Consider the following 22220-nt stretch of genomic DNA (forward strand, 5'->3'; position numbering starts at 1 on the left):
TGGGGCCGGGTTAGTTCATGCGCAAAGCGGTGCGGCGCAACTCGGTGCCCACAATGCGGTACAGCTGATACAGACCCGCATCGGCATCGTAGGTAAGGCCCACGTTGGCGGCGTTGCTGTCGAAGGGCTGCCCGCCCACCAGTTGGTAGCGCGAATCGTAAATGTACGCTTTGCCAGGACCCGTTTCGCTCAGCACAAGCACCTGCCGCCCCGCCGCAAAGCTGAACACCTGGCACGACTTGGGCGCGGAAGTGACAAAGCGCTGCTCGAGCAAACGGCGCCCGGCCGCATCGAACACCGCCACGCGGCCCTGCCCATCGTCGCGCAGCACCACAAATCGGGCTTTGTTCTGATCGGGCACTACCTGAAACGTGCTGGTGCGGCTCCAGGTGGTGAGGCGGCGGCGCTGCGTAATCTCACCGCTCAGGCTAAAGCTGATCAGCTCGCCGTGCTGGTTTACCACCGTTACGCGGGTGCGCCGCAGCGTGGGGCCGGTTTCTACGAAGCCGCCCGTGTGCAGGCGGGCCCCCAGGCTGATGGGAAAACCGGGCAGGGTGTTGCCCTGCAGGTCGTAGGCAAAGATGTAGCCGTTTTCGAGCGGGGCCAGCACCACAGTGCGCCCGCCTACCCGCAGCAATTGCGGCGCGGCAGCCAGGGCAAAATCGAGGCGCTTGGGTTGCCAGGCAGCCGGGGCGTTGCCGCTGGCGTTAAATAAAAAAAGGCTCGAGTACCGGTCGGCGGCCAACAGGTAAGCGGGTTGCCCCTCGGCAGCCGGCAAACTGCTGAGCGAACCCAGCTGCACGGTATCGGGCAAGTTAAGCGGGAAATAAGGCGCTTTTTGCCCGCGTTCGTCGAGCAGGTGCAGGCGGTTTGGAGTGGCAAACAGCAGGCCCGGGCGCTGGCCAAAAGCTCCGGCCAGCAAGCCCGGCGGCGTTACGAGCGGCGCGCCCAACGAGTCGGACCAGGCCACCGTGTTGTCGGGCGTTACGTAGTGCAGGGCACCGTTGCGGTCTTGCACCACCGTGGCGGGCGAGCGGCTGCCTACCGCGGGCATTAGCACCGGACCTAGGCCCGTAAGGCCAGCGGCAAAGCTCAGGCTGCTGCTGCTGCCATCGCGCGACTGCGGCGTGGCAACGGCGGGGCCCACGGGCGGGTGGCGCAGCACCAACTGGGTGTAATACTGGCCGTTATCGGCGGGCGCAAACTGCAGAGCCACTTGCGGAAAGCGCTTGAACAACGTTTCGTTGCGCAGCAGCCCGGCGCGGCGCTCCTCCACCAATGCCCGAAGTAGCAGGTTCCAGGTGTTGCGCGTGTCGAGGAGCAGGCTTAGGCGCGCCAAAGGCGTATTCTCTTGCAAAAAAGCCACTTGCGAGGGCGAGCGGCTCCACACTTGCTCGGCGGCCACATCGGCCAGATAGGCGCGCAACGCGGCGGCATCTTCCGAAAGCACCAGGTAGTCGCCCACCAGGGCGGTAGCCGGGGTACTGCCTGCCGTGGCGCCGGTGGCAAACAGCTGACCTAGGAGGCGTTGGGCCAATTGCGGCACGGGGGCTTGGTGCAGCTGATACGGCCCCACCCGCTCGAAGCCGGGGCTGGTGTTGGTGCGGCGGCGCAACAGCCCCAGCCACTGCGTGGTGCGGGCTACGTCGCGGCTCCGCACTAGTACCAGTCGGCCGGGCAGCACCCGCGCCGAGGGGATGGCCAGGTAGCACAAAGCCGCTTCCACATCGAGGGTGGCGGCCGTGCTATCGATAAGCGCGCTTGCTAGTGTATCAGCTGGGGTGCGCGGGCGGGCGGCGCGCAGGGCCTGCGGGGCTGCGGCCACGTGCAGCAGCACGGCCGTGCGGCTGCTCAGCACATCGGCCATGCGCAGGCGCCCGGCCGGCTGGGTGCGCAACTGCTGGTGCAGCGAACTGGCGGCGCGCTCGGGGTTCGAAAAACCGTTGAACAGCACCCGGTTGCTGGTCAGCTTCATCTGCAACATGCCTTTGTCGCAGAGGCTGGCTACGGCCTCAAACTCGGAGCGGAGCTCGGGCCGAAAAAACACCTCTAAAAACGGGGGCAGCTGCCGGTAGTTCACCAGCACGGTCGCGTCAACCCCTTTTATTTTCAGGAAATCGGTATCAACGAAATCGGCGGCAACGGTTGGTTGGTCGGCGTGCTCGGTGCGGCGCACCACGCTCTCCACCAATTCGGCGTTGGCGCTTATCACTAGCGTGTTGCGGTAGTTAAAGTACGTAATACCCTCGCCCGTGCTGCGCTGCCGAACGCGCGTCAGCTGCACGCCCTCGTAGGTGCGTTGGCTTACCTCGAAACGGGCGTCGCGGCCTAGGCCCTCTACCAACGTGCGTACCTGCCGATGCTCGCGCACGCTGTTTACCGGCACCACAAACAACAAATCGAAACTGCGCTGTCCGGTTACGTGCACCGAGCTGAGAACCGTTTTGGACCCCAAAAAGCCTAGCACCGAGTTGCGCTTGCCGCCCAAGCTATCGAGCAGGGCCACGTGCTCTTCTATCTGCTGAAAGTAGCTGAGTGTGGCCAGGTTATCCCACAACTGCGTTTCCTTGAGGTGGCGCACCAAGGTGCGGTGGTCGCGCGTGGCGCTTACCAGCACGGCGTCGTCGGGCACCAGCGCCCACACATCCACGGGCGTACTGGCCACGGCACGGCGGTAGTACACGTACGACGCCAACGCCGAAACCAGCAACAATCCCGAAAGCAAAACCAGTAGGCGTTGCGACATGCAGTAACGAACAGGAACAACGGCGGCAAAGGTAGGTATTCGGGGCGCGGCTGCCGAACGTTGGGTGGGAGCGCGCCAAGTGCCCTAGGTTGCCAATGCCGGTGCTGGCTCACAAAGGCCTGCCGGCCGAAAATGTGCGCCCTAGCCTCAGCAACGAAGGCTACTGTTAGCTCAAACCTCTATATTCCTGCCCTATTTCACTTCACCACTTGCATGAGCGAACAACAAGGCCACTTTCAACGGGCCATCGGGCTGTTTGATGCCATCATGATTGTAACCGGCAGCATGATCGGCTCCGGTATTTTTATTGTTTCGGCCGACATTGGCCGGCAGGTGGGCTCGAGTGGCTGGCTGCTGGTGGTGTGGCTGCTTACGGGCGTCATTACGCTGGCTGGCGCCGTGAGCTACGGCGAGCTGGCCTCCATGTTTCCCAAAGTAGGCGGCCAGTACGTGTACCTCAAGGAGGCGTACAGCAAGCTTATTGCTTTTTTGTATGGCTGGTCGCTGTTTCTGGTGATTCAGACCGGGGTAATTGCCGCCGTGGCCGTGGCGTTTGCCAAGTTCACGGGGGTGTTGGTGCCGTGGTTTAGCGTGAAGAACGTGTTGTTCAGTGCCGGGCCTGTATCGTTGCCGCTTATCGGCGACTACACCTTCGAGTTCAGCAGCGTGCAGTTGCTGGCCATCTTGCTGATTGTAGGCATCACGGCCATCAACGCCCGCGGGGTGCGCGCCGGCAAGCTCATTCAAAATGTACTGGGCAGCACCAAGCTGGTGGCGCTGGCGCTGCTGATTTTGGGGGGCCTTACGCTGGGCCTGAACGCGGAGGCTGTGCAGGCCAACTTCTCGAACATGTGGCAGCAGATGAGCTTTGCCCCTCCCGGCGAAAGCTGGCTCCCTAGGTCGCTGAGCACGGGCGGGCTGGTGGTAGCCATCGGCATGGCCATGACGGGTTCCCTGTTCTCGTCGGACTCCTGGAACAACATTGGTTTTGCGGGCGAGGAAATCAAAAACCCCGAGCGCACGCTGGTGCGCAGCATGGCCATCGGCACGGCCATCGTAACGGCGCTGTACATTCTCTCGAACGTGGTGTACCTGCTGGTGCTGCCTCTGGGCGGCTCGCCCGATGCCACCACCATTGCCGGCCGCGGCATTATGTACGCCACCGACGACCGCGTGGCCACCGCCGTGGCCGAGCACGTACTGGGCCCTTCGGGCGCGGTGGTGCTAGCGGTCCTTATCATGCTTAGCACGTTCGGCGCCAACAACGGCATCATTTTGTCGGGGGCCCGCGCCTACTACGCCATGGCCAAAGACGGCTTGTTTTTCCCGGGCCTGGCGCGCCTGAACGCGGCCGGCGTACCGGCCCGCGCCCTGTGGGCTCAGTGCTTGTGGGCTTGCTTGCTTTGCCTAAGCGGCTCGTACGGCCAGCTGCTGAACTACGTCATGTTCTCGGTAATCCTGTTCTACGTCATCACCATTGTGGGCATTTTTGTGCTGCGCCGCACGCGCCCCGAAGCCCCACGCCCCTACCGGGCCTGGGGTTACCCCGTGCTGCCGGCCATTTATGTACTGCTAGCCAGCATGTTCTGCCTGATTCTGCTATTTGCCGAACCTACTGCGGAGTTCTCGCGCCGCGGACTAATGCTGGTGGCCCTCGGCGTGCCGGTGTATTACTTTTTCGGGCACCGTTTTGCGGGTACCGTTGCCGAAAAGGCCAAGGAGAAAACAACCACCTAGGTCCGCTTCCGGTCGCTAAACGCAACGGCCGCTTGCCCACTGGGCAAGCGGCCGTTGCGTTTAGCGACCGGAGCTTTAGGACAACAAAATGAACATGCCTAGGTGACAGAATGCAACCAAGGCCCCGGCAATCGAACTACTCCCCAGTAAATCGCCCCCACCCGGCTTCCGAAGGAGCCAAGCGGGGGCGATTGGTATACCCACCAGCTGGGGCTACAGCCTAGCGCCGGCGGCGGCCCGCTTTTTCGCTGGGCAGCAGGGTAACGTTCATGGCCTGCTCGGAGCGGCTGCGCATTTCCTGGTCTTCGTAGCCGCCGTACCCGTACACCAGCGTGTTGTCGCCGGCGGGTACCTCCACGGAGTACTTACCGTTTTGGTCGGTGCTCACCACTTTGCGCGTGCTTTTCACAAACACCGTGGCGCCGGCCAGGGGGCGGCCGTTCTCATCGAGCACGCGGCCCGCTAAGGTTACCGTGCGGGGCGCTTCCTCGGCTGCGGCGGGGGCAGCGGGCTCGGGCGCGGGTGCCGGCGCAGGCTCAACTGCGGGTGCGGCCGCGTCGGTGGCTGCGGGGCTAGCTGCCGCAGCTATGGCCGCGGCTTTGGTTTTGGCTGTTGGTTTAAGCAAAGCTTTGGCAGCCACTGGCTTTTCTGCTTCGGGCTCAGCTTCTTTCGGTGCCTCGGCAGGTTTTTCGCTTTCGCGGGTGCCTACCACGCTTGCGCCCATCAACTCAAAGGAGGGCATTTGGCCGTTGGCGATACGCTCGCGGTTTTCGGCCGGCACAAAGGCAATGGCAGCGCCAATCAGCAGCACCACGGCACCGGCTATCATCCCGAGTTTGCGGTTGCCCGAATCTAACGAGGCTTCCTCGTCGACATCGATTTGCTCCTCGGTATTAGTTGGTTCGTAATCAACTTTCATAGGCAATTGAGCTGTAGGTGGTAAGATTAGTGTGAAAAGCAGGACAAAGCCGGCGCGGCTGGGCAAACCCTGCACGCCTCGTGCTAAATTTATCAAGCAAATAATATTAAACCGCAAAACTCCTACAACTATTTACACGCCAAGAAGCCCCGCCGCCACAAGGGCAACGGGGCTTGCTAATCAGTAGGTTGAGGCGCGGTTAGTCTTGGGCCGGGTTGCTGGGGCCGCTGGGAGCCTTATCGCCGAATTGTTGCTCGCGGGTGCGCAAGTTGGCTTCGTAGTCGAGCTCGTAGCTGCCTTCTACCTCGTGGCCGGGCCCCTGCTGCTTGCCGGGGTCGGTGTCGTGGTCGTTGCCGCCGTGGGGCCGGGTGTCGCTGCCATTGATGTGCAGGTTCTCGAGCTGATCCATTTGGCCAGTGCGCTGCTTGTAGCCGTTGGCGCCGGCGTTGCGGTACGCGGTAGGGTCCTTGTCAACATCGGTGTTGTTGTTGACGACCTGCTCGAAATTGCGTTCGGCCTCCTGTTGCTCGTCGCGTTTGCCAACGTGCTTCTGGCGCTTAATCAGTTCGTTTTCGTCGCCTTCGGTGCCCTCGACGTTAAAATTCAATGGATTAGGCATATAATTCAGCGGTTAGGTTCTGGTAGCTTGTACGCGCCAACCGCATTAGCGTTGGCCTTTCGCAAGCAGCATATAAACCAGCCTAGGTAGTAGCCGCACCCAACAAGCCAAGGGGCTGGCACTTTGGCCGGCCGCGTGCAACCATTGCCCGCACCCGGCTGTTGGGGAGGCGCCGGCGCCTGCTAACCCCGTGCTAGCTACTTTTGAAGCCCGCGCCAGGGCTTTCGGCCTGTTCGGCCGGCGTCACCTCAATTGTTTTGGCTAGCTCGCCCACTAAGCCTTGCGGGTGCAGCCGCCACTAAATCAGCTTCATGAGCGACAAACCCGACTTTCGCAAGCTCTACCACCCCGGCGCGTTCAACGCGTGGCAATACATTGCCTTTACGGGCGTCATCATGAGCCTCGGGGCGCAACTGGTGTTGTTTTTCCTGCGGCAACCACGGCCGGAGGGCTTCCATTGGCTGTATGTATGCTGGGCAGTGCTGTTCGTGCTCGGCTCGCTCAGCAACCTCTACGGCAAACCCGACGATCATCACCACCACTAACCCGCGGCCGCATTTGGTCGCGTCGCGGCAGGCTTGTCTCATTGCGCGTGCACCAGCCCTATCCGATAGGCGTTTGTTACATCAAGCGCGCAGCGCCTGACTGTGCCCTGCCGGTGCTGTTTTTTGCAGCCGGCACCTAGGGCTATTCGCCCGCCGCGGCGCGTTGTTTTAGCAGCAGCTCAATCGTACGGGTGTCTTCGTCGCTCCACACCACGCTGCGCACATCGTCCACCTGCAACACGGAGTGGCCGTCGGGGTCGCCGTATTGGGTGTAGGCTTCTAGCAGCAGTTCGTCGTCGGCGAGGCGCACGATGTAGCCGTAGGGGTCGTTGTCGGATGCGGTGATGAGCTGCACCAGCTGCCGCGCCTCGAGGGCGCGCTGTAGCAAGGCGGGCACGGTTAGGTAGGCGTGCTCCAGCCCGTCGGGGGCGGTGGCCAGGCCAAACACGGCATCGGGGTTGTGCTCTTTAAACTCAATCAGGCGTACGTACCGGTCGTCGAAGTGCACCTGCGACACCTCCCCTAGGTTGATGGTGCGCACGCTCGTGAGCATGCCCTGGCGCGTAACGGTGCGCATGATCAGCAGCTCGGGGCTGAAGCTCAGCACGTACCCCAAAAAGGTACCCCCGCCCGTTTGCACCGACACCATGCGCCGGCTGCGCTGGGCCCGCTGCAACAAATCAATCAGTAAAGCTCCCATACGTAATAGTCGGCCGAGGGCCCGCCCAGCGGGTTCTGCGGGCAAAATTGCCGAATAAACCGCGACTTCCTAACCCGGTTGCTGGGATGTTGCGCCCAGGCGTTGCGCCTCGCCTAGGTGCCGGCGTAGCATCAGCCCGATGTCATCGAGGCGGCGAACCACGGTTTGCTGCACGTCTTCGTTGAAGAAAGCGGCCCCGTTGGTGCGGGCGGCCAAGTAGCGGGCCAGCGTGGAGGCATCGAGCAAGTGGGTTTGCAGCTGCACTTGCGCCTCGCGCCACTTTTCGGGTTGCCCCTGCGCCAGCAACACGCTGCGCACTTCAATGGTGAGGCTTACCAGGTCGGCCAGGTGCAGCAGCAGCGCCTCCTCGCCCGGGGTAACTTCCCGGGCTTCGCGCCCAATTACGCACAGCGTGCCGATGTTGTGGCCGTTGGGCATGCGCAAGGGCGCACCGGCGTACGAGCGCAGCCCCGCCGATTCGGCTACGGCAGGGTTTACGAGGTTACAGCGCTCCTGCGTGAGGTCGGGGAAAACCATAGTGGCCTCCTCCAGTACGGCGGCAGAGCACAGGCTATCGGCGCGCGGCAAGGTGGCGGGCAGGCAGTCCATGCCGCTGTTTGCTTTAAAATACACCTCTTCCGCATCGACCAACGACAACAGCGAAATCGGCAGGTTGAATAGCTGCGCCGCCAGGGCTACGTAGTCGTCGAAAATTCGCTCGGGCGTGGTGTTCAGTATTTGGTACTGATACAAAGTCCGTAGCCGATCGAGTTCGTTGTCGGGGATAAGCGAAGCGGGTTGTACGTAGGCCATTGATAAAAATCGAAATTGCTATAACACAAAGCCTACGCCGGATAATTCAATAGCCAGCAATGCTTGGTTGATTACCCGGCGGGTTGTAGCTCTTGCAGCACGCGTTTGGCCTCGGCTACGTGGTCGGTAGCGCGGCTCATTGAGTTGAAGATGTAACGAATACGGCCCGTCGCGTCGATGACAAACGTAACGCGCCCCGGCAGCAGGCCCAGCAGCGCCCGGGGCACTTCGTAGAGCTTGCGCACGCGGCCGCCCGCGTCGGCGAGCAGCGGAAACGGCAGCCGGTGCTTTTGCGTGAATTTTTGGTGCGAGGTTTCGGAATCGGAGCTGATGCCAACCACCTCGGCGCCTAGGTCCTGAAAATCCTGGTATTGGTCGCGAAACGAGCAGGCCTGGGCCGTGCAGCCGGGGGTGTCGTCTTTGGGGTAGAAATACAGCACCAAAGCGCGGCCGCGCTGGGCACTCAGGGTGAAGTCGGCGCCGTCGGTGGTCTTCAGCGTAAAATCGGGAGCGGTATCGCCTATCTGCAACATGTCCAAAATTACTACATTAGAATTATATGCCGCCACACGGGGCTGCGCCTGGGCGGGCACAACCGGCGGGGGCATTACTTGCGTACGTGCAAGGGCGTGTTCAAAACGGGTAGCAGCCTGATTGGTTTTGCCGAAAGCCCGCTTGGCGTGTTGTTTTCAACCAAAGCTGTGCCTATGGCCCTACCTGTACTGCGCCCTTACCTATCGTTGATGCTGGCCGTGCTCGAGGCGGGCGCCCTGGGCTATGTGCTGCGGGCCCTCTCGCGCTTTGTGGGGCTGAACACGCTACTGCCCGCTTGGATGGGCGAGGCCATTCACCAAACGGTGCTGCTAGCCGCTTTCCTGTTTGCCCTGCTGTTCGAGCACCCGCGGCCCACGCGGCGCCTAGCACTGCTGGCCGCCGCGGTGCCCGCCATGGTAACCGCCTACGATGTGTATATGGCTTTTACGGCGGGCTGGGGCTGGCTGCTGAGCGCCGCAACGGCGGCCGTATTCGGCGCCTGCCTGTACCTAGTAATTGACGAAGAAGCTGCCATGCACGCCAGCAACCGAGCTGGCCGCTGGCACCGCCGGGTGCTGCGGCGGCGCAGCTCGCGCAGCACCTAGGGCTGCCGTTGCCAAGCGTGCCAATCGGCGGCGGTGTCTACGTCGGGCAGCGCGGGCAGCTGGGCTACTTGCAGGTGCAGCCGATGGGCAATGCACAAGGTTTCGCCCAGCACGGCATCGGTGCTCCAGGCAATGTTGCCGAACAGCTCGGGGTGCAACTGCCGCATTCCCAGCAGGTAGTAGCCGCCATCGTGCGCGGGGCCCAATACCACGTCGTGGGTATGCAGGCGCGCAAATGCCTCTTGCAAGTGGCTGGTTTGCAGGCCAGGGCAATCGGTACCAATGATGACCACCCGCGCGGCACCGCCCGCAAATGCCTCGGCAAACGCGTGCTGCATGCGCTGCCCTAGGTCGGGGGCGGTGGGCTGGAGGCGCTGGGGCCACTCGGGCCACAACGGGGCCGCGCCCGCGGGCGGCTCGGCGGCCAGCCACAACGTGCGCGCACCGGGCAACGCTTGTGCAACGGCGCGGGTATGGGCCAGCAGTTGGTGGTAAGCGTCAAGCGCAACGGCCGGGCCCAGGTCGGCGGCCAGGCGGGTTTTTACTTTGCCCAGCTCGGGGTAGCGGGCAAATACGAGCAGGTGTTCAGGGCTGCCCATTACACGGTGGCGCCGCCGCAGCTCGAGCCCGCCCCGGCCGTGCAGCCGTAGCAGTGCTGGTTGAGCACGATGCTGCGGGCGCTTAGTTGCCCTAGGTCGAAGTCGCGGATGTGCTGCGGGGCAGCGGCATCCACGCGCAACTCCAGCATCTGGTTGAAGTCGCAGTCGTAGAGGTAGCCGTTCCACCCCACCGAGAGGGTGCTGCGGCACATCACGTTGGCGGCGGCGGCGGGGTTGTAGCTCTGTACCAGCTTATCCATGTAGGCGGCGTAGTTGCCGCTTTCCATCAGGTAATCCAAAAAGCGGCTTACGGGCAGGTTGGTAATGGTGAGCAGGTTGTTGAACTCGATGCCGTGCTCCCGCCGCAAGCGCTGCTTAAAGTCGCGCTCCAGGGCTTGCTGATTGCCAGGCAAAAACGCACCCGACGGATTGTACACCAAATCGAGCACCAGGCCGCTTCCCTCCTGCCCGTAGCCCTCGGCGTTAAGCATTTGTAACGCCCGGATGCTGCGCTCGAACACGCCCTCGCCGCGTTGGGCATCGGTGCGGGCGGCCGAAAAGTGCGGCAACGACGACACCACCCGCACGCCGTGCTGCCGGTAGAAAGCGGGCAAATCGTGGTACTTGCGGTTGGCCACAATAATGGTGAGGTTGCAACGCACAATCAGCTGCCGGCCCAACGCCGACACCTGCTCCACCAGCCACCGGAAATCGGGGTTCATTTCGGGCGCACCGCCGGTAACATCTACCACCTGCATGCCGGGCGCCTGGCGCAGCGCCTGCAGGCACAGCTCCATGGTTTCGCGCGTCATGATTTCGGTACGGTCGGGGCCGGCGTCTACGTGGCAGTGCTTGCAGGTTTGGTTGCACATCTTGCCCACGTTTAGCTGCAGCGTGCCCACACCTAGAGGCCGCAGCGGCAGCAGGCCGGTTTCGCGCAGCTTGCCGGCAAACGCGGGCCACGCCTGCCCCACCTGTTGCTCCGGGTTGAGCACGGTGAGCTGGTAACTCGTATCGGCGAGCGGGTGGTGCTGGGCGTGTAGGCTTTTCATGGCGGCTGATTGGGTACAAAGCGACGTGCGCGGGCAATGGCTGTTGCGGCAAACGCGCCTGCTAGTCCGCAAGCGCAGGCAAGTGGCCGCATCCTGGCCCCGCTACATCGTCAGTTCCTTGGCTTTGTTCATCATTTGCACGCCGTGCACCAGCGCCGCGCCGCCCTTAATAGCCGCTGCTACGTGCACTGCTTCCATCATTTGGGCTTCGTCGGCACCTTTCTGCAGCGAGTCGGTGGTGTAGGCATCGATGCAGTACGGGCACTGCACGGCGTGGGCTACGGCCAAGGCTATCAGCGACTTTTCGCGCTCGGTTAGGGCGCCGTCCTTAAATACTTCGCCGTAATAGTCGAAGAACTTGCGGCCCATTTCGGATTGCCACTCGGTGATGTTGCCAAATTTGGCCAGGTCGGCGGGGTTGTAGTAGGTCTTTTCCATATCTGCGAAAACAAACGTAGCGGCCGCTGGTTCGGATTGGCCGCCGGCGCAGGCAAGATAACCGCCAAGCCGACTTAGCCGCGCCGCCGCACCCGAATGTGCACGTGCTGGCCGTCGTTGCGGGTGGTTGGCTCGATGTCGATGCACTCTTGCTCGTCGAAATACGCAGCCAGGCCCCGCACAATGCCCACGGCCAAAGCCCCCATGCGCCGCTCCGACACGTACTCGACCACCACCTCGTCGTTGGCTACGCGGCGCACGCTTAGCACGGGCGGGGCGTTGAGTTGGTGCTCTTCGCGCACGCGTTTGTGCATCACGCCCTCGGTGTGCAGCAGCATTTCGAGGGTGCGCCACTCGGGCTGCACCAGCTTGCCGTACATGTACATGAGGTCGGGCACGAGGTATTCGCCGAGTTTTTCCTGCAATACCGGGGCCGGAATGCCGGTCATTTCGGCAGCCTGGCCCACCAGCGCATACATGTGCTGATCGGGGTATACCTCTTTGTGGTCGAACTCAGCACCCGACAACCCCGAGGCCTCTAGCAGCCGCACCCACGTGCTGTGGTCGTACTGGGTTTGAACGTAGCGCTTGAGAAGGGCAAAAATAGAACCGTGCATAGGTAAAAAGCCCCCGGCAGAAACGGCCGGGGGCTTACAAGGTACGCAACCTCAACGGTTTGATTATTGCATTTGGCCCATCACGGTAAGGGCGGCCAAGGTGGGCTCGGGGCGGCCACCGGCAGGCTCCAGCGTTACAGCAAAAGCCTGGGCATTCACGATGTCCTTCATGCGCTGCAGGCTGTCGCCGGCGGCGGTGTGCAGGGCCAGCATGCCGGCATCCACGGGCTTGCCTTTGTCGAGGGCCCAGAGTTGGTACTGCTTGCCTTCGGGGGCGGGCGGCAGGTTGTTTACATCCACGTACACGGCCTTGGTGGCGGGGTTGAAGTGCACGCGGGCCCGAGCGCCGGGCGCAATCTGCGTGCCCGTCATTACCACGGTGCGGTACGTTTCGTCGCGCAGCATGGCCAGCTCGTTGGTGCGGGTGGCCAAGCGTTTTTCAACGGCCTGCGTGGCTGCGGCGTAGCGGGCCTGCTCGCTTTGGGCAATTACCAACTGCGACTGGGCTTCTTGCCAACGGTTGTAAAACAGCCAGTTGGTGCCCGCGCTCAGCAAGAGCAGCACGGCGGCGGCGGCAGCCAGCCACCGGTAACCACGGCCGCTTTCGGGGGCGGGCATGGTGCGCATGACGGGCTCGTTGGTAGCGGATGCGGGGCGGTATGCAGGCTCTTGCGGAGCCGACGAAACCGTCATGGTGGGTTGGGCGGCGGGCGGCGCCACGGTTGGCTCTTGCCTAATGGCTTGTTGCCAACCACCTAGCACCCGCTCGCGCATGCCGGCGGGTGGCGCCACGGCATGCGCCTCGGCGTAGGCGCCAAGCGCAAGCTCTATGTGGCTTAGCTCGGCACGAATAGCGGGGTGCTGCGCAGCTAGCTGCTCTACCTCGGCGGCCTCGGCCGGGGCAAGCTGATGCAGCACATACAGCTCCAGCTGTCCTGATTCGATGTACTCCTCGATGTTCACTGCTTTGGCTTACCGAATCAGTTTGGAAAGGACTTTAAGGGCGGCGCGGGCGCGGGTTTTCACGGTTCCTAGCGGCAAATTCAACTCTTCGGCTACCTCGCTTTGGGTGTAGCCTTCGAAATACAGCTTATCGACGACTTGGCGCTGATCGGGCGTGAGCTGGTGCGTAAGCTCTTGCAGCCCGATATGCTCGGGGCGGAAAGTGGCTACGGCCGGCTGACGTTCGGCGGGGCTATCGTCGAGAGGCTGTGTGCGAGTACCTACGCGGTACTGTCGCGAGCGGATTTTGTCGATGGCTAAATTTCGGCACACGTTCATCACCCACGTAAAAAGCCGCCCCTTGGAGGCGTCGTAGCTCTGAAACGAATGCCAAATCTTAACCATTCCCTCCTGCAACACATCTTCGGCTTCTTCCTCGCGCCGTACAATGCGCAGGATTACGCCGTAGAGCGCCGCCGAGTACTTGTCGTAAAACTCCGCCATGGCCGACTCATCGTGGGCTTTTAGCCGGGCGATAAGCTGTTCTTCGGCGACGGAAGGCGGCTCGGGTAGCAAATTGGTCACGGTGTGGTGCGAAATGCCCTGGGCCGCGCAGGTTCAGGCGCGCGGCATGGCGGTCAAAAGTAATGACAAAACGGACACAGCAACATGCCCGCCGCCAACCCTAGCTAGCCGGCAGCAGTTATACGGAACTTGGCTTGCCAGGCGCCGTGCTTACTTTGCTCCGCCTCGGCTTAACCCTCCGTGTCATGCCCATCGAATCGTACAACCCCTATACCGATAAAGTGTTGCGGCGCTTTACGCCGCACAGCGCCGCGCAGGTGGAGCGCATGCTGGCGCAAGCCGACAAAACCTTTCAGCAATGGCGCCGCACCACTTTTGCGGAGCGGGCCCAAGTGCTGCACCGCGCCGCCGCATTGCTGCGCGAACGGCAAGACGAGCTGGCCCGCCTCATGGCGCTGGAAATGGGCAAGCCCGTAACCGATGGCCGCGCCGAAGCACAGAAGTGCGCCCTTACCTGCGACTTTTACGCCGAGCACGCCGAGCACATGCTGCGCGACGAGCCGGTGCAAACCGAAGCCCGCCGCAGCTACATTGCGCACCAGCCCCTAGGTGCCGTGCTGGCCGTAATGCCCTGGAACTTCCCGCTGTGGCAGGTGGTACGCTTTGCCGCCCCGGCCCTGATGGCCGGCAACGTAGGCCTGCTGAAGCACGCCTCCAACGTGCCGCAGTGCGCCTTGGCGCTGGAAAAAATCTTTCGCGACGCCGGCCTGCCGCAGGGCGGTTTCCGCACGCTGCTGCTCGAGTCGAAGGCGGTGGAGCCGCTGATTGCCGACGACCGCGTGCGGGCCGTTACGCTTACGGGCAGCGAAGGCGCCGGCAGCCAGGTGGCCGCCGCGGCTGGGCGCTACATCAAGAAAACAGTGCTGGAGCTGGGCGGTTCCGATGCCTTTGTGGTGCTGGCCGACGCCGACCTAGGGCTGGCCGCCAAAACCGCCGCGCAGGCACGCATGATTAACGCGGGCCAAAGTTGCATTGCCGCCAAGCGCTTTGTGGTCGAGAAATCCGTGTCGGCCGAGTTCATGGACCGCATGCGTGAGCACCTGCAGGCCTACCGGGCCGGCGACCCGCTCGAGGAGCTGACTCAGTACGGCCCCCTCGCCCGCCCCGACCTCGCCGACGATCTAGCCCAGCAAGTGCAGAAATCGGTAGCCGCGGGAGCCAAAGTAGTGCTGCAAGGCGGGCAACCCAAAGCCGGTTCGGCTAGGTTTGCGCCCGTTATGCTCGCCAACGTAAAGCCCGGCATGCCCGCCTACGACGAAGAAACCTTCGGGCCCGTGGCCAGCATCCTGGTAGCCCGCGACGAGCAGCAGGCCATTCGGCTGGCCAACGACTCGCGCTTTGGCCTCGGTGCCGCCGTGTGGACGCGCGACGAGGAGCGCGGCCAACGTGTAGCCCGCGAGCTGGAGGCCGGCGCCGTGTTCGTGAATGCCTTGGTGAAATCGTCGCCGGAAATGCCCTTCGGTGGCGTGAAGAAGTCGGGCTACGGCCGCGAGCTTTCGCACCTAGGCATTAAAGAATTTGTGAATCAGAAAAGCATTTGGGTGGCCGGCGAAAAACCTGAAGCGGCTAAAAACTTGGCGGAGTAGGCTTGCTGCCGCCCGCGAAATCGGCCTCGCTGCTCTGGCTGCTTTGTTCAAAGGCAACCTACGTGGCCGGGCTTATCCAATACGTGTGGCCTAGACCGAACTTCGTGCTAAGCGTAGCCCAGCAGGCGGTACACCACATATCCGGTTACTTCGTGCAGCAACACGCTCCATTGTTGTAGGGCCTCGGCGCTGGGCAGCAACCAATACGCAGGCGTGGCTTGCCGCTGCACCGTGAGGTAGCCCGCCGGAAACGGCGTTACCTGCAGCCCGGCTTTGTTGAAACCGCCCACCGCGCGGCGTTGGTGAAAAGCCGAAGTAACCAGCAGCAGGCGCGGCGTAGTGTTGGGCAAGCGCTGCCGCAGCAATGCTTTGGTGTTTTGGGCGTTTTCGCGGGTGTTGCGGCTCTGGGTTTCCAGCCAAATGTGTTGGGTGGGCACCCCCGAAAGGCGCAGCAGCACGGCCAAATCCTGGGCCTCGGTGCGTACGCCGGGCTTGGGCTGCAAGCTGCCCGAGCCGCCACTAATGATGATGCGCCGCGCGCGCCCGGCGCGGTACAGCCACAAGGCGTTGGTAAAGCGGTCGGCGCCACGGTCGAGGTACACGCGGTCGGCGGGGCCGCGCCGCGGGGCGGTAATGCCGGTGAGCAGCACGGCGGCATCGTAGGGCTGCGGCGCTAGCTGCGCGAGGCGCACGGGCGGCATTTCCCACAGCCGCAGCAGCTCGTTGCTCAGGCCTGGATTGGTGAAGACGACACCTAGGGCAACGGTTGCCAGCAGCAGCCGGTAGCGCCACTTGGCCGAGCGCGCCACCAAGGCAGCCACGGGCAGCAGCACGAGCCACAGCGCGGGCTCCAACACAAAATCAAGAAGCTTGGACAGGACGAAGAACACAGCCGCGAAAGTAGCCGAAACTTGCGCAGCCTAGGTGGCCGGCGCCCCTTACACGCCCGGCATGGGCAGGTAGTCGCGCAGCCGATCGAGTTGGGCGCGCACCTCGGCGTCGGTGGTGCGGGTATCGCACTCGAGCATGCGGCCCTGGCAGTACGAAACGAAAAACGGCGCCACGCGCTCGTTCATCAGCTTGCGGGCCACGGGGTTTTGGTCGCAGTCGAGCCGAATAAAGCGGATGCCTTCGTACGCGGCGTCGTCCGAGAAATGCTCGAAATGGGGCGAAAGCAGTTCGCAAACCTCGCAGTCGCGGGCAGAGGTAAATTTTGCAAACACCTTCATGTGGTCGTGAATAAGCGTGCGGAGGCCGGCGTCGTTGGTTTCGGTTACTCTCATAAAAGCATCCCTAGGTAGCAGGTAACATAGCCCTGAAGGCGGCTATACGCGCATTGTTTGCCGAGCGGCTAGGCAAAATGCACGCAACCGGCCCCAAGGCAGGCTTGGTTGCTAAGCCTCAGCAGGCCCGCGCCGCACCGGCAACCCCAAAAAAGCCCGGCCCCAAGGCAGGCTGCCTCGGGGCCGGGCGGGCACGGCACCTAGGGCCGCTTACTTTTTCAGCATCATCCGGCGGATGTACATCACCGGCGCGCTGCCGTAGCTCAGGAACTGCTCGTTAAAGGCCTTCAGGTCGAAGTCTTTGCCTTGCTGTTTCTTGAGCTCTTCGCGTAGGTCGTAAATCTCGGTGTAGCCCGTGAAGTACGAGCTCAGCTGCGCTTGGCTGAGCGTGGCCCGGCGCCACTTGTTGGTAGCTTCGGCCTGCTCCTGAAACCCGTCGCGCACGAGCATTTGCACGGCGTCTTTTTCGCTGATGTTGCCCACGTGTACCAAGTGGTCGAGAATGGTGTTCAGCGTTACGCGCATGTTCCATTTGTCCCACATCAGCCAAATTTCGTCGGAGTTGTTGCCGTAGCCGCTTTCCAGCATCATGCGCTCCGAGTACACGGCCCAACCCTCGATCATGGCGCCGTTGCCGAGCACGGCCTTGATGATGCTCGGCGACTGATTGGCGTACACCAGCTGCGTGTAGTGGCCCGGAATGGCCTCGTGAATGTTCAGGATTTGCAGCGTGTACTGGTTGTACTCGCGCAGGTAGCTTTCGGCCTGATCGGGTTTCCAATCCACAATCGGCTCCACGTTGTAGTACGTGTCGGCGCCTTTGTCGTAGGGCCCGGGGGCCGAAACCGAAGCGCCTGCCCCGCTGCCGCGCATGTACAAGGGCGTTTCGCGCACTACCAAGGGCTTGCTGGGGTCTTGCGTCAGCAGCTTGTGCTCGTCCACAAACTTTACGAGCTGCGGAATTTGCTGCTTCACGGCAGCCACAAAACCCTGCTGCGTGGTGTGCACCGACGACAACTTGCCAATTACCTCCCGAATGCGCGTGAGCGTGTCGGCAGGCATGGGTTTGCCCGCGAAGTATTTTGGCCACAAGCGGGTAGCCCGCACGCCCATGTCGCGCAGCAGTTCCTTTTTATGCGTCAGCGCCTTTTGGTAAACCTGATCGGCGGTGGAGCTCGACTGAATGTCGTAGTAAAACTTGCGGTCGAACAAGGGCTTGCCGATGCGGAAGCTGCGCGTGGCCTGCGGGCGCACTTCTTTATCAAGGAAGTCGATGTAGCTCTGAATGGCCATGCGCGTGGTGTTCACGCGGGTGCGCAGCTCCGTTTTTTCCTCGGCTTTCAGGCCCGAGCGGGCTATAGAATCCTGCAGTGCCTTGCCAAAAACCTCCAACCCGCCACGGTTTTGCAGAATGGCCAGCTCGAGGTGTTCTTTGGTAGGGGTTTTCAGGTTACTCTTGGCGGCTTCGTAGAACTCGGCCGCGCGGCTGATTTTCAGCGAAATGCTGCGCAGCCGCCGATCGAGCGGTTGGTAGCGGCCATTCAGGATTTCGGCTACCGGTTCGCTCAGGTTGTACTGCGCCGGGTTCCACTCCCAATTGCGCAGCGTATCGGCGTACCAGCGCGACGACTGCAACTGATTTAGCATCAGCTGGTAATCGGTTTGGTTGTTTACCGACAGCTTATCGAACTCAAACTCCCGCAGCTCCTTTTGCCACCGATCGTAGGCCTTGGCTTCTTGCTGCCGGCGGCCGGCAGTAGGAATTACCAACAGCGAATCGTACTTGTGGTAGCCCACCGCCGAGGCCCAACCGGGATTGTAGTACCAAAGCGAATCGACGAAGCGCTGCTTGTAACGGTCGAAGCCGACATCGGCGGTTGATGCTTCGCCCGCGGGTTTGTCGGAGCTCTGCTGGCAGCTGGCCAAAGCCAGCGAACCGGCCGCGGCCAACCCCAGCAGCGCCAGGGAGTAACGTGTGGTCATGGGGAGGTGATGGAAAGTAGAAATGCAGGCAGCAAGGTAGCGGCCCTAGGTTGATTTTGAGCGGCAAGCCCAGCAAGGGCAGCAACGACGCGGGTTTGACCCGAGCCGTTGCGTGCGCGCGCCTATGCCAACTCGGGGTACCAACCGCGGCTAAGCTCGAGCAAGCGCTCCACGCTCAGCTCGCGCCGCTTAAAATCTTCGCCCAACTGGAGCAGGTGCAGCAAGGGGCCGGTAGTTTGCTCGAGCAGCCGCTCGGGCGAGGTGAAGTGTTGAAAGTCTTTCAGTTCGAACTCCGACAGCACATCGGCATAAAACGCAGCGGCCACGCGGCGGTCGAGAATAATGAACGCGCCCCGATCGCGCTGGCGGCGCACTAGGCGGCCAAAACCTTGGCGCAGCTTCAGGCGAGCCGCGGGGCGGTAAAACTGCCCCCAGAAAGTCTCGTCGGCCTCGTAGCGCTTGCGGTGGCTGATAAGCGGCTCGCCCAGCGACGGAAACGGCAAGCGCCATACCACCACCTGCGACAACGTAGGCCCGGCAAAGTCCACGCCCGTCCACATGCGGTCGACACCCAGGAGCACGGTTTGCTCGACGCGCCGGAACCGCCGAATTTCCCACTGGCTGGCCCCGTTTTGCATCAGCAGCTCGATGTCGTGCTCGGCCAGGCGGGGCTCAAGCCAATCGGCGGCGTAGCGCATTTCCTCGTTGGAGGTAAACAGCACCAGCGTGCGGCCTTCAAGGGTAATCAGCAGCGGCAACAAGGTGCGCAATTGCGCCTCGCACCAGGCGCGGCGCTCCTGCGGCGGCGCGCTGGCCCTGAACATGGGCAGGTACGTAGGCACGCCGCCCAGCACCGGTTCGGCTTTGGGGTTGTCGTAGTCGAAAATGGGTAGTATGCGCTGCTCGGCCGCAAACGGCACACGCATATCTAGCAACTGCTTAAAGTAGCCTAGGTGGTTTTCGACGTAGAGCGTGGCCGAGGTAAACACCACCGTCCGAAACTGATCGAACAGCGGCGTGGCCGGTTCGCCGCTCATGCGGCGTAAGGCGGCGCGGGCGGCCAACAGGCGTTTGGTGTACTGCTCGGAGGTTTCGTCGGAGGCTTGCTGCAGCGGCTCGCCGGTTTCGGGGTCGGGCGTGGCGCCTAGGTAAGGCCACAGCGCATAGGGCTGCCGCACCAGCTGCCAGCCCAGGCCGTTGGTTTCGGGCTCGCGCACCACCACCGGCACGTACTCGCGGCACGGAAACTCTTCGAGCAAACGCTCCAGCACTTCGGCCTGTCCTTCGGCTATTTCGGCAAAACGCTCGGTGCGGCGGCACAGGCGTTCGTCGTAGTTGCTGGCGCCTACATCGTCGTCGGGGTCGGTTGGGGCACCATCTTCGTCTTCGGCCAGGTTGATGTTCAGGGCTACCGCCAAGTGCCTGCGCACCTGCCCTAGGTGCTTGGCCGAGGTTTTCAGCGGGGCACTCAGCGGAGGCAGCGCCGCCACCAGTTCCCGGTGGAAGGGGCGCACCAACGGCGCGCGGCCGGGCTGCTCCACGCGCACGTTGTCGTGCCAGTGCGTCTCGCCGATCGGAAATGGCAGGGCGGCCGGCCGGCCGCCCTTGTTCTGGAACTGACTACTGACGCCACCTAGGGCTGCCAACGACTCCTGCAGCGGCACGGCGGCTTCGGTGAGGGCGTGCAAGGCGGTGCGCACGGCTTGGCGGCGGCGGTAGGGCGCGGCCTCAATGGCGTAGCGCATCCAAGCCGCATCGGCGGTTTGGCGGGCATCGAGGGCGGCGGGGGTTTCGCGCATCAGCTCGGCCACTTGTTCGAGCAGCGCTACTTTGGCGCCTAGCTCTTCCAGGCGGGCTTCTTCGAAGGCCTCGTAAGCGGCGCGGCTGGCGTCGTCGGGGCCGGGCTGATCGGCCGCGGGTACTTGCCGCCATAGGGCTTCTTCCTCGTCGCGCAGTCGCTCGCGCAGCTGGTTCAGGAAGGGCTCGGCGCGGCGCTGGGTTTTGGCGGGCGTATCGGCTTGCTCGGCCGTTTGCCGGGCGTTGCGGTTGGGCATGGGTTGGCCGTGCAGCAACGGCTCCAGCAGCTCGTCGTGCAGCTCGCGGGCATCGAGGCTGCGGGCCAGCGCCGAACGAAAGTTGTCCGGAAAGCGGTCGGCTTCATCAACAACGCACACCGTGGCCCGCTCCACCACTTTCGGCGGCAGCAAGGCCAATTTGTGATGATTGACGATCAGCAGGTTGGCTTGTTCAGCGCGTAGGCGGTGGGCCGGGTATACGCAGGCTTTGCGGCCGGGCAAAGCGCCGTGGCGGCAAGCGCGGTCGGCGGTTACGCGCCGTAGTAGTTGCCGTAAGGCCGGGCCTAGCTGCGGATGGGCGCTCAATGGGCGGGCAATGCCTTCGGTTTCGCCTTCGGTATCGCGCAGGCGCAGGGCCAGGTAAAACCAGGCCAAGGCAGCCGGCCACTCGGCCCCGCGGCCCAGGCAATCGTCGAAGGCACGGCCCAAAGCTTCCACGCACAAGTAGCAGTTTTTGCCCTTGAGCGTAGCGGTGCGGATGGCCTTGTAGCGGGCCGTGCGGCGGCCATCGACCTCGCGCAGCAGGGCTGGCAGTTCGCCTTGGCGCATCTGCTCCTGCAGGTTTTTGGTGGAGGTAGCCACTACCACCAGGGCTTCGGGCGCGTGGCGTAAGTACTCCAACGCGGGCACCAGGTAGCCAAACGTTTTACCCGTACCCGTGCCGGCCTCAATGGCAAAAGCACCGCGGCGGCCCACTGCACGCGCTATAAAACGGGCATACTCCAGCTGCTGCGGGCGCGGCTGAAAGGGGTGTTTGCCGCTGCTCATGCGCTTGGCCAGCTGCTCGAACGCCTCCTCTACCTGCTGCTCCGATACGTCGCCTAGGCCCAACTCGGGCGCGGCGCTGTCGTCGGCTTTGTCGCGCCAACGAGACAAGTAGTTGTTGAGCAACAGTGTCATTTGCTCGGGCTGCGGCCAGGCAGGTTGCGGAGGCGGCAGCGGCAGGCGGTTGGGCGCGTTGGGCTTGTCGCGGCGGGCGGTGTCGTCGCAGCAATCGGGTTGCTGGGCCAGGGCCTTCAGCAACCGAAAGGCGCGCAACTCGGGTCGGCGCGGTGCCAGGCTGATTACCGCATCGAGCAAGGTGTACCCTGGTAGCCACTGCTGGCCAGGTTGGCCTTGGGGCTGCAGCAAGCTCTCGAGCACGCGGCGCACGGCCCGGCGCATGGCATGCAGCATAAAGGGCAGCTGGGGCACGGCGCCGTCGTCGTTGCGCTTGGCATAGCCGAGCTTTTCGCTGACGGCTTTGTCCTGCGCTACCAGCTTTTCGAGCAGCTCATCGGCGTCGTCGAGTACTTCGTTGGGCAGGAAGAACGCCAGCAGCTCATCGAGCCCGACGCACATAGGCGGCTTAGCCATGCCGGCCAGCACGTGCTGCTCCAGCCACAGCCGCTCGGGCGAGGGTTGCCCGGCGCGGTCCATAATCAGCAACGCGTCAAAAGCACCTAGGGCCGCTTGGGCTTCTTCGGCCACTTCGGCCCAGGTGGGGGCCTCTTTTGCGCGGGCGTTGGCTACACCGCTGGCAGTACTTACGGCTGCGGAGTAGTCGCGCTCGGGGTTCAGCAGCCACTGCTGCACCTTGGCGCCGGGCTCAAGCGGCAGTACCCCTAGGTGCAACAGGCCGTGTTTGGTATCGGGGCGGTAGGCGCCGGTGGCGAACAAATGCGCCACAGCTACCCGCGCCGAACGAACCGGACTCGTGAATAAAACTGCCATAACCCCGTTGCTCCAAGCCGCAAATTAGGCAATCGGCAGCCGCAGCCCTAGCGTATTATGGTTGGGCTGCCACAAACCCTACCTTGGGCTGGTTGCCGGGTTGTTTTCCCTTGATACCTTCGCTCATGT

The 22220-nt window shown here is 63.0% G+C and carries 20 protein-coding genes; 4 read left to right on the forward strand and 16 right to left on the reverse strand.

All coding sequences use genetic code 11. The features are described 5' to 3' along the window. Positions 1–10: 10 nt before the first annotated feature. On the reverse strand, positions 11–2746 hold the full coding sequence (locus D3Y59_RS05705) for a hypothetical protein (protein WP_119444177.1): 2736 nt from the start codon (positions 2744–2746) through the stop codon (positions 11–13). Positions 2747–2959: 213 nt separating this feature from the next. On the opposite strand from D3Y59_RS05705, the gene D3Y59_RS05710 reads away from it, so the two are divergent. Then, positions 2960–4483, forward strand: coding sequence for an APC family permease (locus tag D3Y59_RS05710; protein ID WP_119444178.1), 1524 nt, complete (start codon positions 2960–2962; stop codon positions 4481–4483). Positions 4484–4703: 220 nt separating this feature from the next. Here D3Y59_RS05710 and D3Y59_RS05715 read toward each other — a convergent pair whose 3' ends face one another. Together D3Y59_RS05715 and D3Y59_RS05720 are read right to left on the reverse strand one after the other, a co-directional pair. Next, complete coding sequence (locus tag D3Y59_RS05715) at positions 4704–5402, reverse strand: carboxypeptidase-like regulatory domain-containing protein (RefSeq protein ID WP_119444179.1); 699 nt, start codon at positions 5400–5402, stop codon at positions 4704–4706. Positions 5403–5601: 199 nt separating this feature from the next. Then, on the reverse strand, positions 5602–6021 hold the full coding sequence (locus D3Y59_RS05720) for a hypothetical protein (RefSeq protein ID WP_162910582.1): 420 nt from the start codon (positions 6019–6021) through the stop codon (positions 5602–5604). A 311-nt stretch (positions 6022–6332) separates the two neighbouring features. Between D3Y59_RS05720 and D3Y59_RS05725 the strand changes: the two genes are divergently transcribed. Further along, positions 6333–6566, forward strand: a complete 234-nt coding sequence (locus D3Y59_RS05725) for a hypothetical protein (protein WP_119444181.1) — start codon at positions 6333–6335, stop codon at positions 6564–6566. A gap of 142 nt (positions 6567–6708) precedes the next feature. Here D3Y59_RS05725 and D3Y59_RS05730 read toward each other — a convergent pair whose 3' ends face one another. From D3Y59_RS05730 to D3Y59_RS05740, 3 genes are all read right to left on the reverse strand, one after another. Then, complete coding sequence (locus tag D3Y59_RS05730; RefSeq protein ID WP_162910583.1) at positions 6709–7266, reverse strand: hypothetical protein; 558 nt, start codon at positions 7264–7266, stop codon at positions 6709–6711. 69 nt (positions 7267–7335) lie between these two features. Then, a complete protein-coding gene (locus tag D3Y59_RS05735; RefSeq protein ID WP_119444183.1) occupies positions 7336–8079 on the reverse strand; it encodes a GAF domain-containing protein in 744 nt (247 codons plus the stop codon). Positions 8080–8150: 71 nt separating this feature from the next. Next, positions 8151–8612 carry a peroxiredoxin gene (locus tag D3Y59_RS05740; protein ID WP_119446345.1) on the reverse strand — a complete coding sequence of 154 codons (462 nt, stop codon included), beginning with the start codon at positions 8610–8612 and terminating at the stop codon, positions 8151–8153. Between the two features lie 174 nt (positions 8613–8786). On the opposite strand from D3Y59_RS05740, the gene D3Y59_RS05745 reads away from it, so the two are divergent. Continuing rightward, positions 8787–9218: a hypothetical protein gene (locus tag D3Y59_RS05745; protein ID WP_162910584.1), complete on the forward strand. Its 432-nt coding sequence runs from the start codon at positions 8787–8789 to the stop codon at positions 9216–9218. On the opposite strand, the gene D3Y59_RS05750 is transcribed toward D3Y59_RS05745, so the two are convergent. The 6 genes from D3Y59_RS05750 to D3Y59_RS05775 form a co-directional block, all read right to left on the reverse strand. After that, a complete protein-coding gene (locus tag D3Y59_RS05750; protein ID WP_119444185.1) occupies positions 9215–9817 on the reverse strand; it encodes a TIGR04282 family arsenosugar biosynthesis glycosyltransferase in 603 nt (200 codons plus the stop codon). The genes D3Y59_RS05745 and D3Y59_RS05750 overlap by 4 nt on opposite strands. Further along, positions 9817–10869 (reverse strand): arsenosugar biosynthesis radical SAM (seleno)protein ArsS, encoded by a 1053-nt coding sequence (arsS, locus tag D3Y59_RS05755; RefSeq protein ID WP_119444186.1) that lies wholly within the window; start codon positions 10867–10869, stop codon positions 9817–9819. The genes D3Y59_RS05750 and arsS overlap by 1 nt, the downstream gene beginning before the upstream one ends. Positions 10870–10971: 102 nt before the next feature. Further along, positions 10972–11307, reverse strand: a complete 336-nt coding sequence (locus tag D3Y59_RS05760; RefSeq protein WP_119444187.1) for an arsenosugar biosynthesis-associated peroxidase-like protein — start codon at positions 11305–11307, stop codon at positions 10972–10974. Positions 11308–11381: 74 nt separating this feature from the next. After that, positions 11382–11924: a heme NO-binding domain-containing protein gene (locus D3Y59_RS05765; protein ID WP_119444188.1), complete on the reverse strand. Its 543-nt coding sequence runs from the start codon at positions 11922–11924 to the stop codon at positions 11382–11384. Between the two features lie 63 nt (positions 11925–11987). Beyond that, complete coding sequence (locus D3Y59_RS05770) at positions 11988–12887, reverse strand: anti-sigma factor (protein WP_119444189.1); 900 nt, start codon at positions 12885–12887, stop codon at positions 11988–11990. 9 nt (positions 12888–12896) lie between these two features. Continuing rightward, on the reverse strand, positions 12897–13451 hold the full coding sequence (locus tag D3Y59_RS05775) for an RNA polymerase sigma factor (protein WP_240410546.1): 555 nt from the start codon (positions 13449–13451) through the stop codon (positions 12897–12899). A 185-nt stretch (positions 13452–13636) separates the two neighbouring features. On the opposite strand from D3Y59_RS05775, the gene D3Y59_RS05780 reads away from it, so the two are divergent. Then, a complete protein-coding gene (locus D3Y59_RS05780) occupies positions 13637–15037 on the forward strand; it encodes an NAD-dependent succinate-semialdehyde dehydrogenase (protein ID WP_205590876.1) in 1401 nt (466 codons plus the stop codon). Between the two features lie 107 nt (positions 15038–15144). On the opposite strand, the gene D3Y59_RS05785 is transcribed toward D3Y59_RS05780, so the two are convergent. From D3Y59_RS05785 to D3Y59_RS05800, 4 genes are all read right to left on the reverse strand, one after another. Then, entirely contained in the window at positions 15145–15927 is a 783-nt protein-coding gene (locus D3Y59_RS05785) for a YdcF family protein (RefSeq protein ID WP_162910585.1), read from the reverse strand. 48 nt (positions 15928–15975) lie between these two features. Beyond that, on the reverse strand, positions 15976–16320 hold the full coding sequence (locus D3Y59_RS05790; RefSeq protein ID WP_119444191.1) for a YbbN family protein: 345 nt from the start codon (positions 16318–16320) through the stop codon (positions 15976–15978). Positions 16321–16530: 210 nt separating this feature from the next. Beyond that, the gene (locus tag D3Y59_RS05795) at positions 16531–18303 is read right to left on the reverse strand and encodes a DUF885 domain-containing protein (protein ID WP_119444192.1); all 1773 of its coding nucleotides are present in this window, start codon (positions 18301–18303) and stop codon (positions 16531–16533) included. 122 nt (positions 18304–18425) lie between these two features. Then, a complete protein-coding gene (locus D3Y59_RS05800) occupies positions 18426–22046 on the reverse strand; it encodes an ATP-dependent DNA helicase (protein ID WP_162910586.1) in 3621 nt (1206 codons plus the stop codon). Between the last annotated feature and the right edge of the window lie 174 nt (positions 22047–22220).

The organism is Hymenobacter oligotrophus (genome assembly GCF_003574965.1).
GTDB classification, from domain to species: Bacteria; Bacteroidota; Bacteroidia; order Cytophagales; family Hymenobacteraceae; genus Solirubrum; species Solirubrum oligotrophum.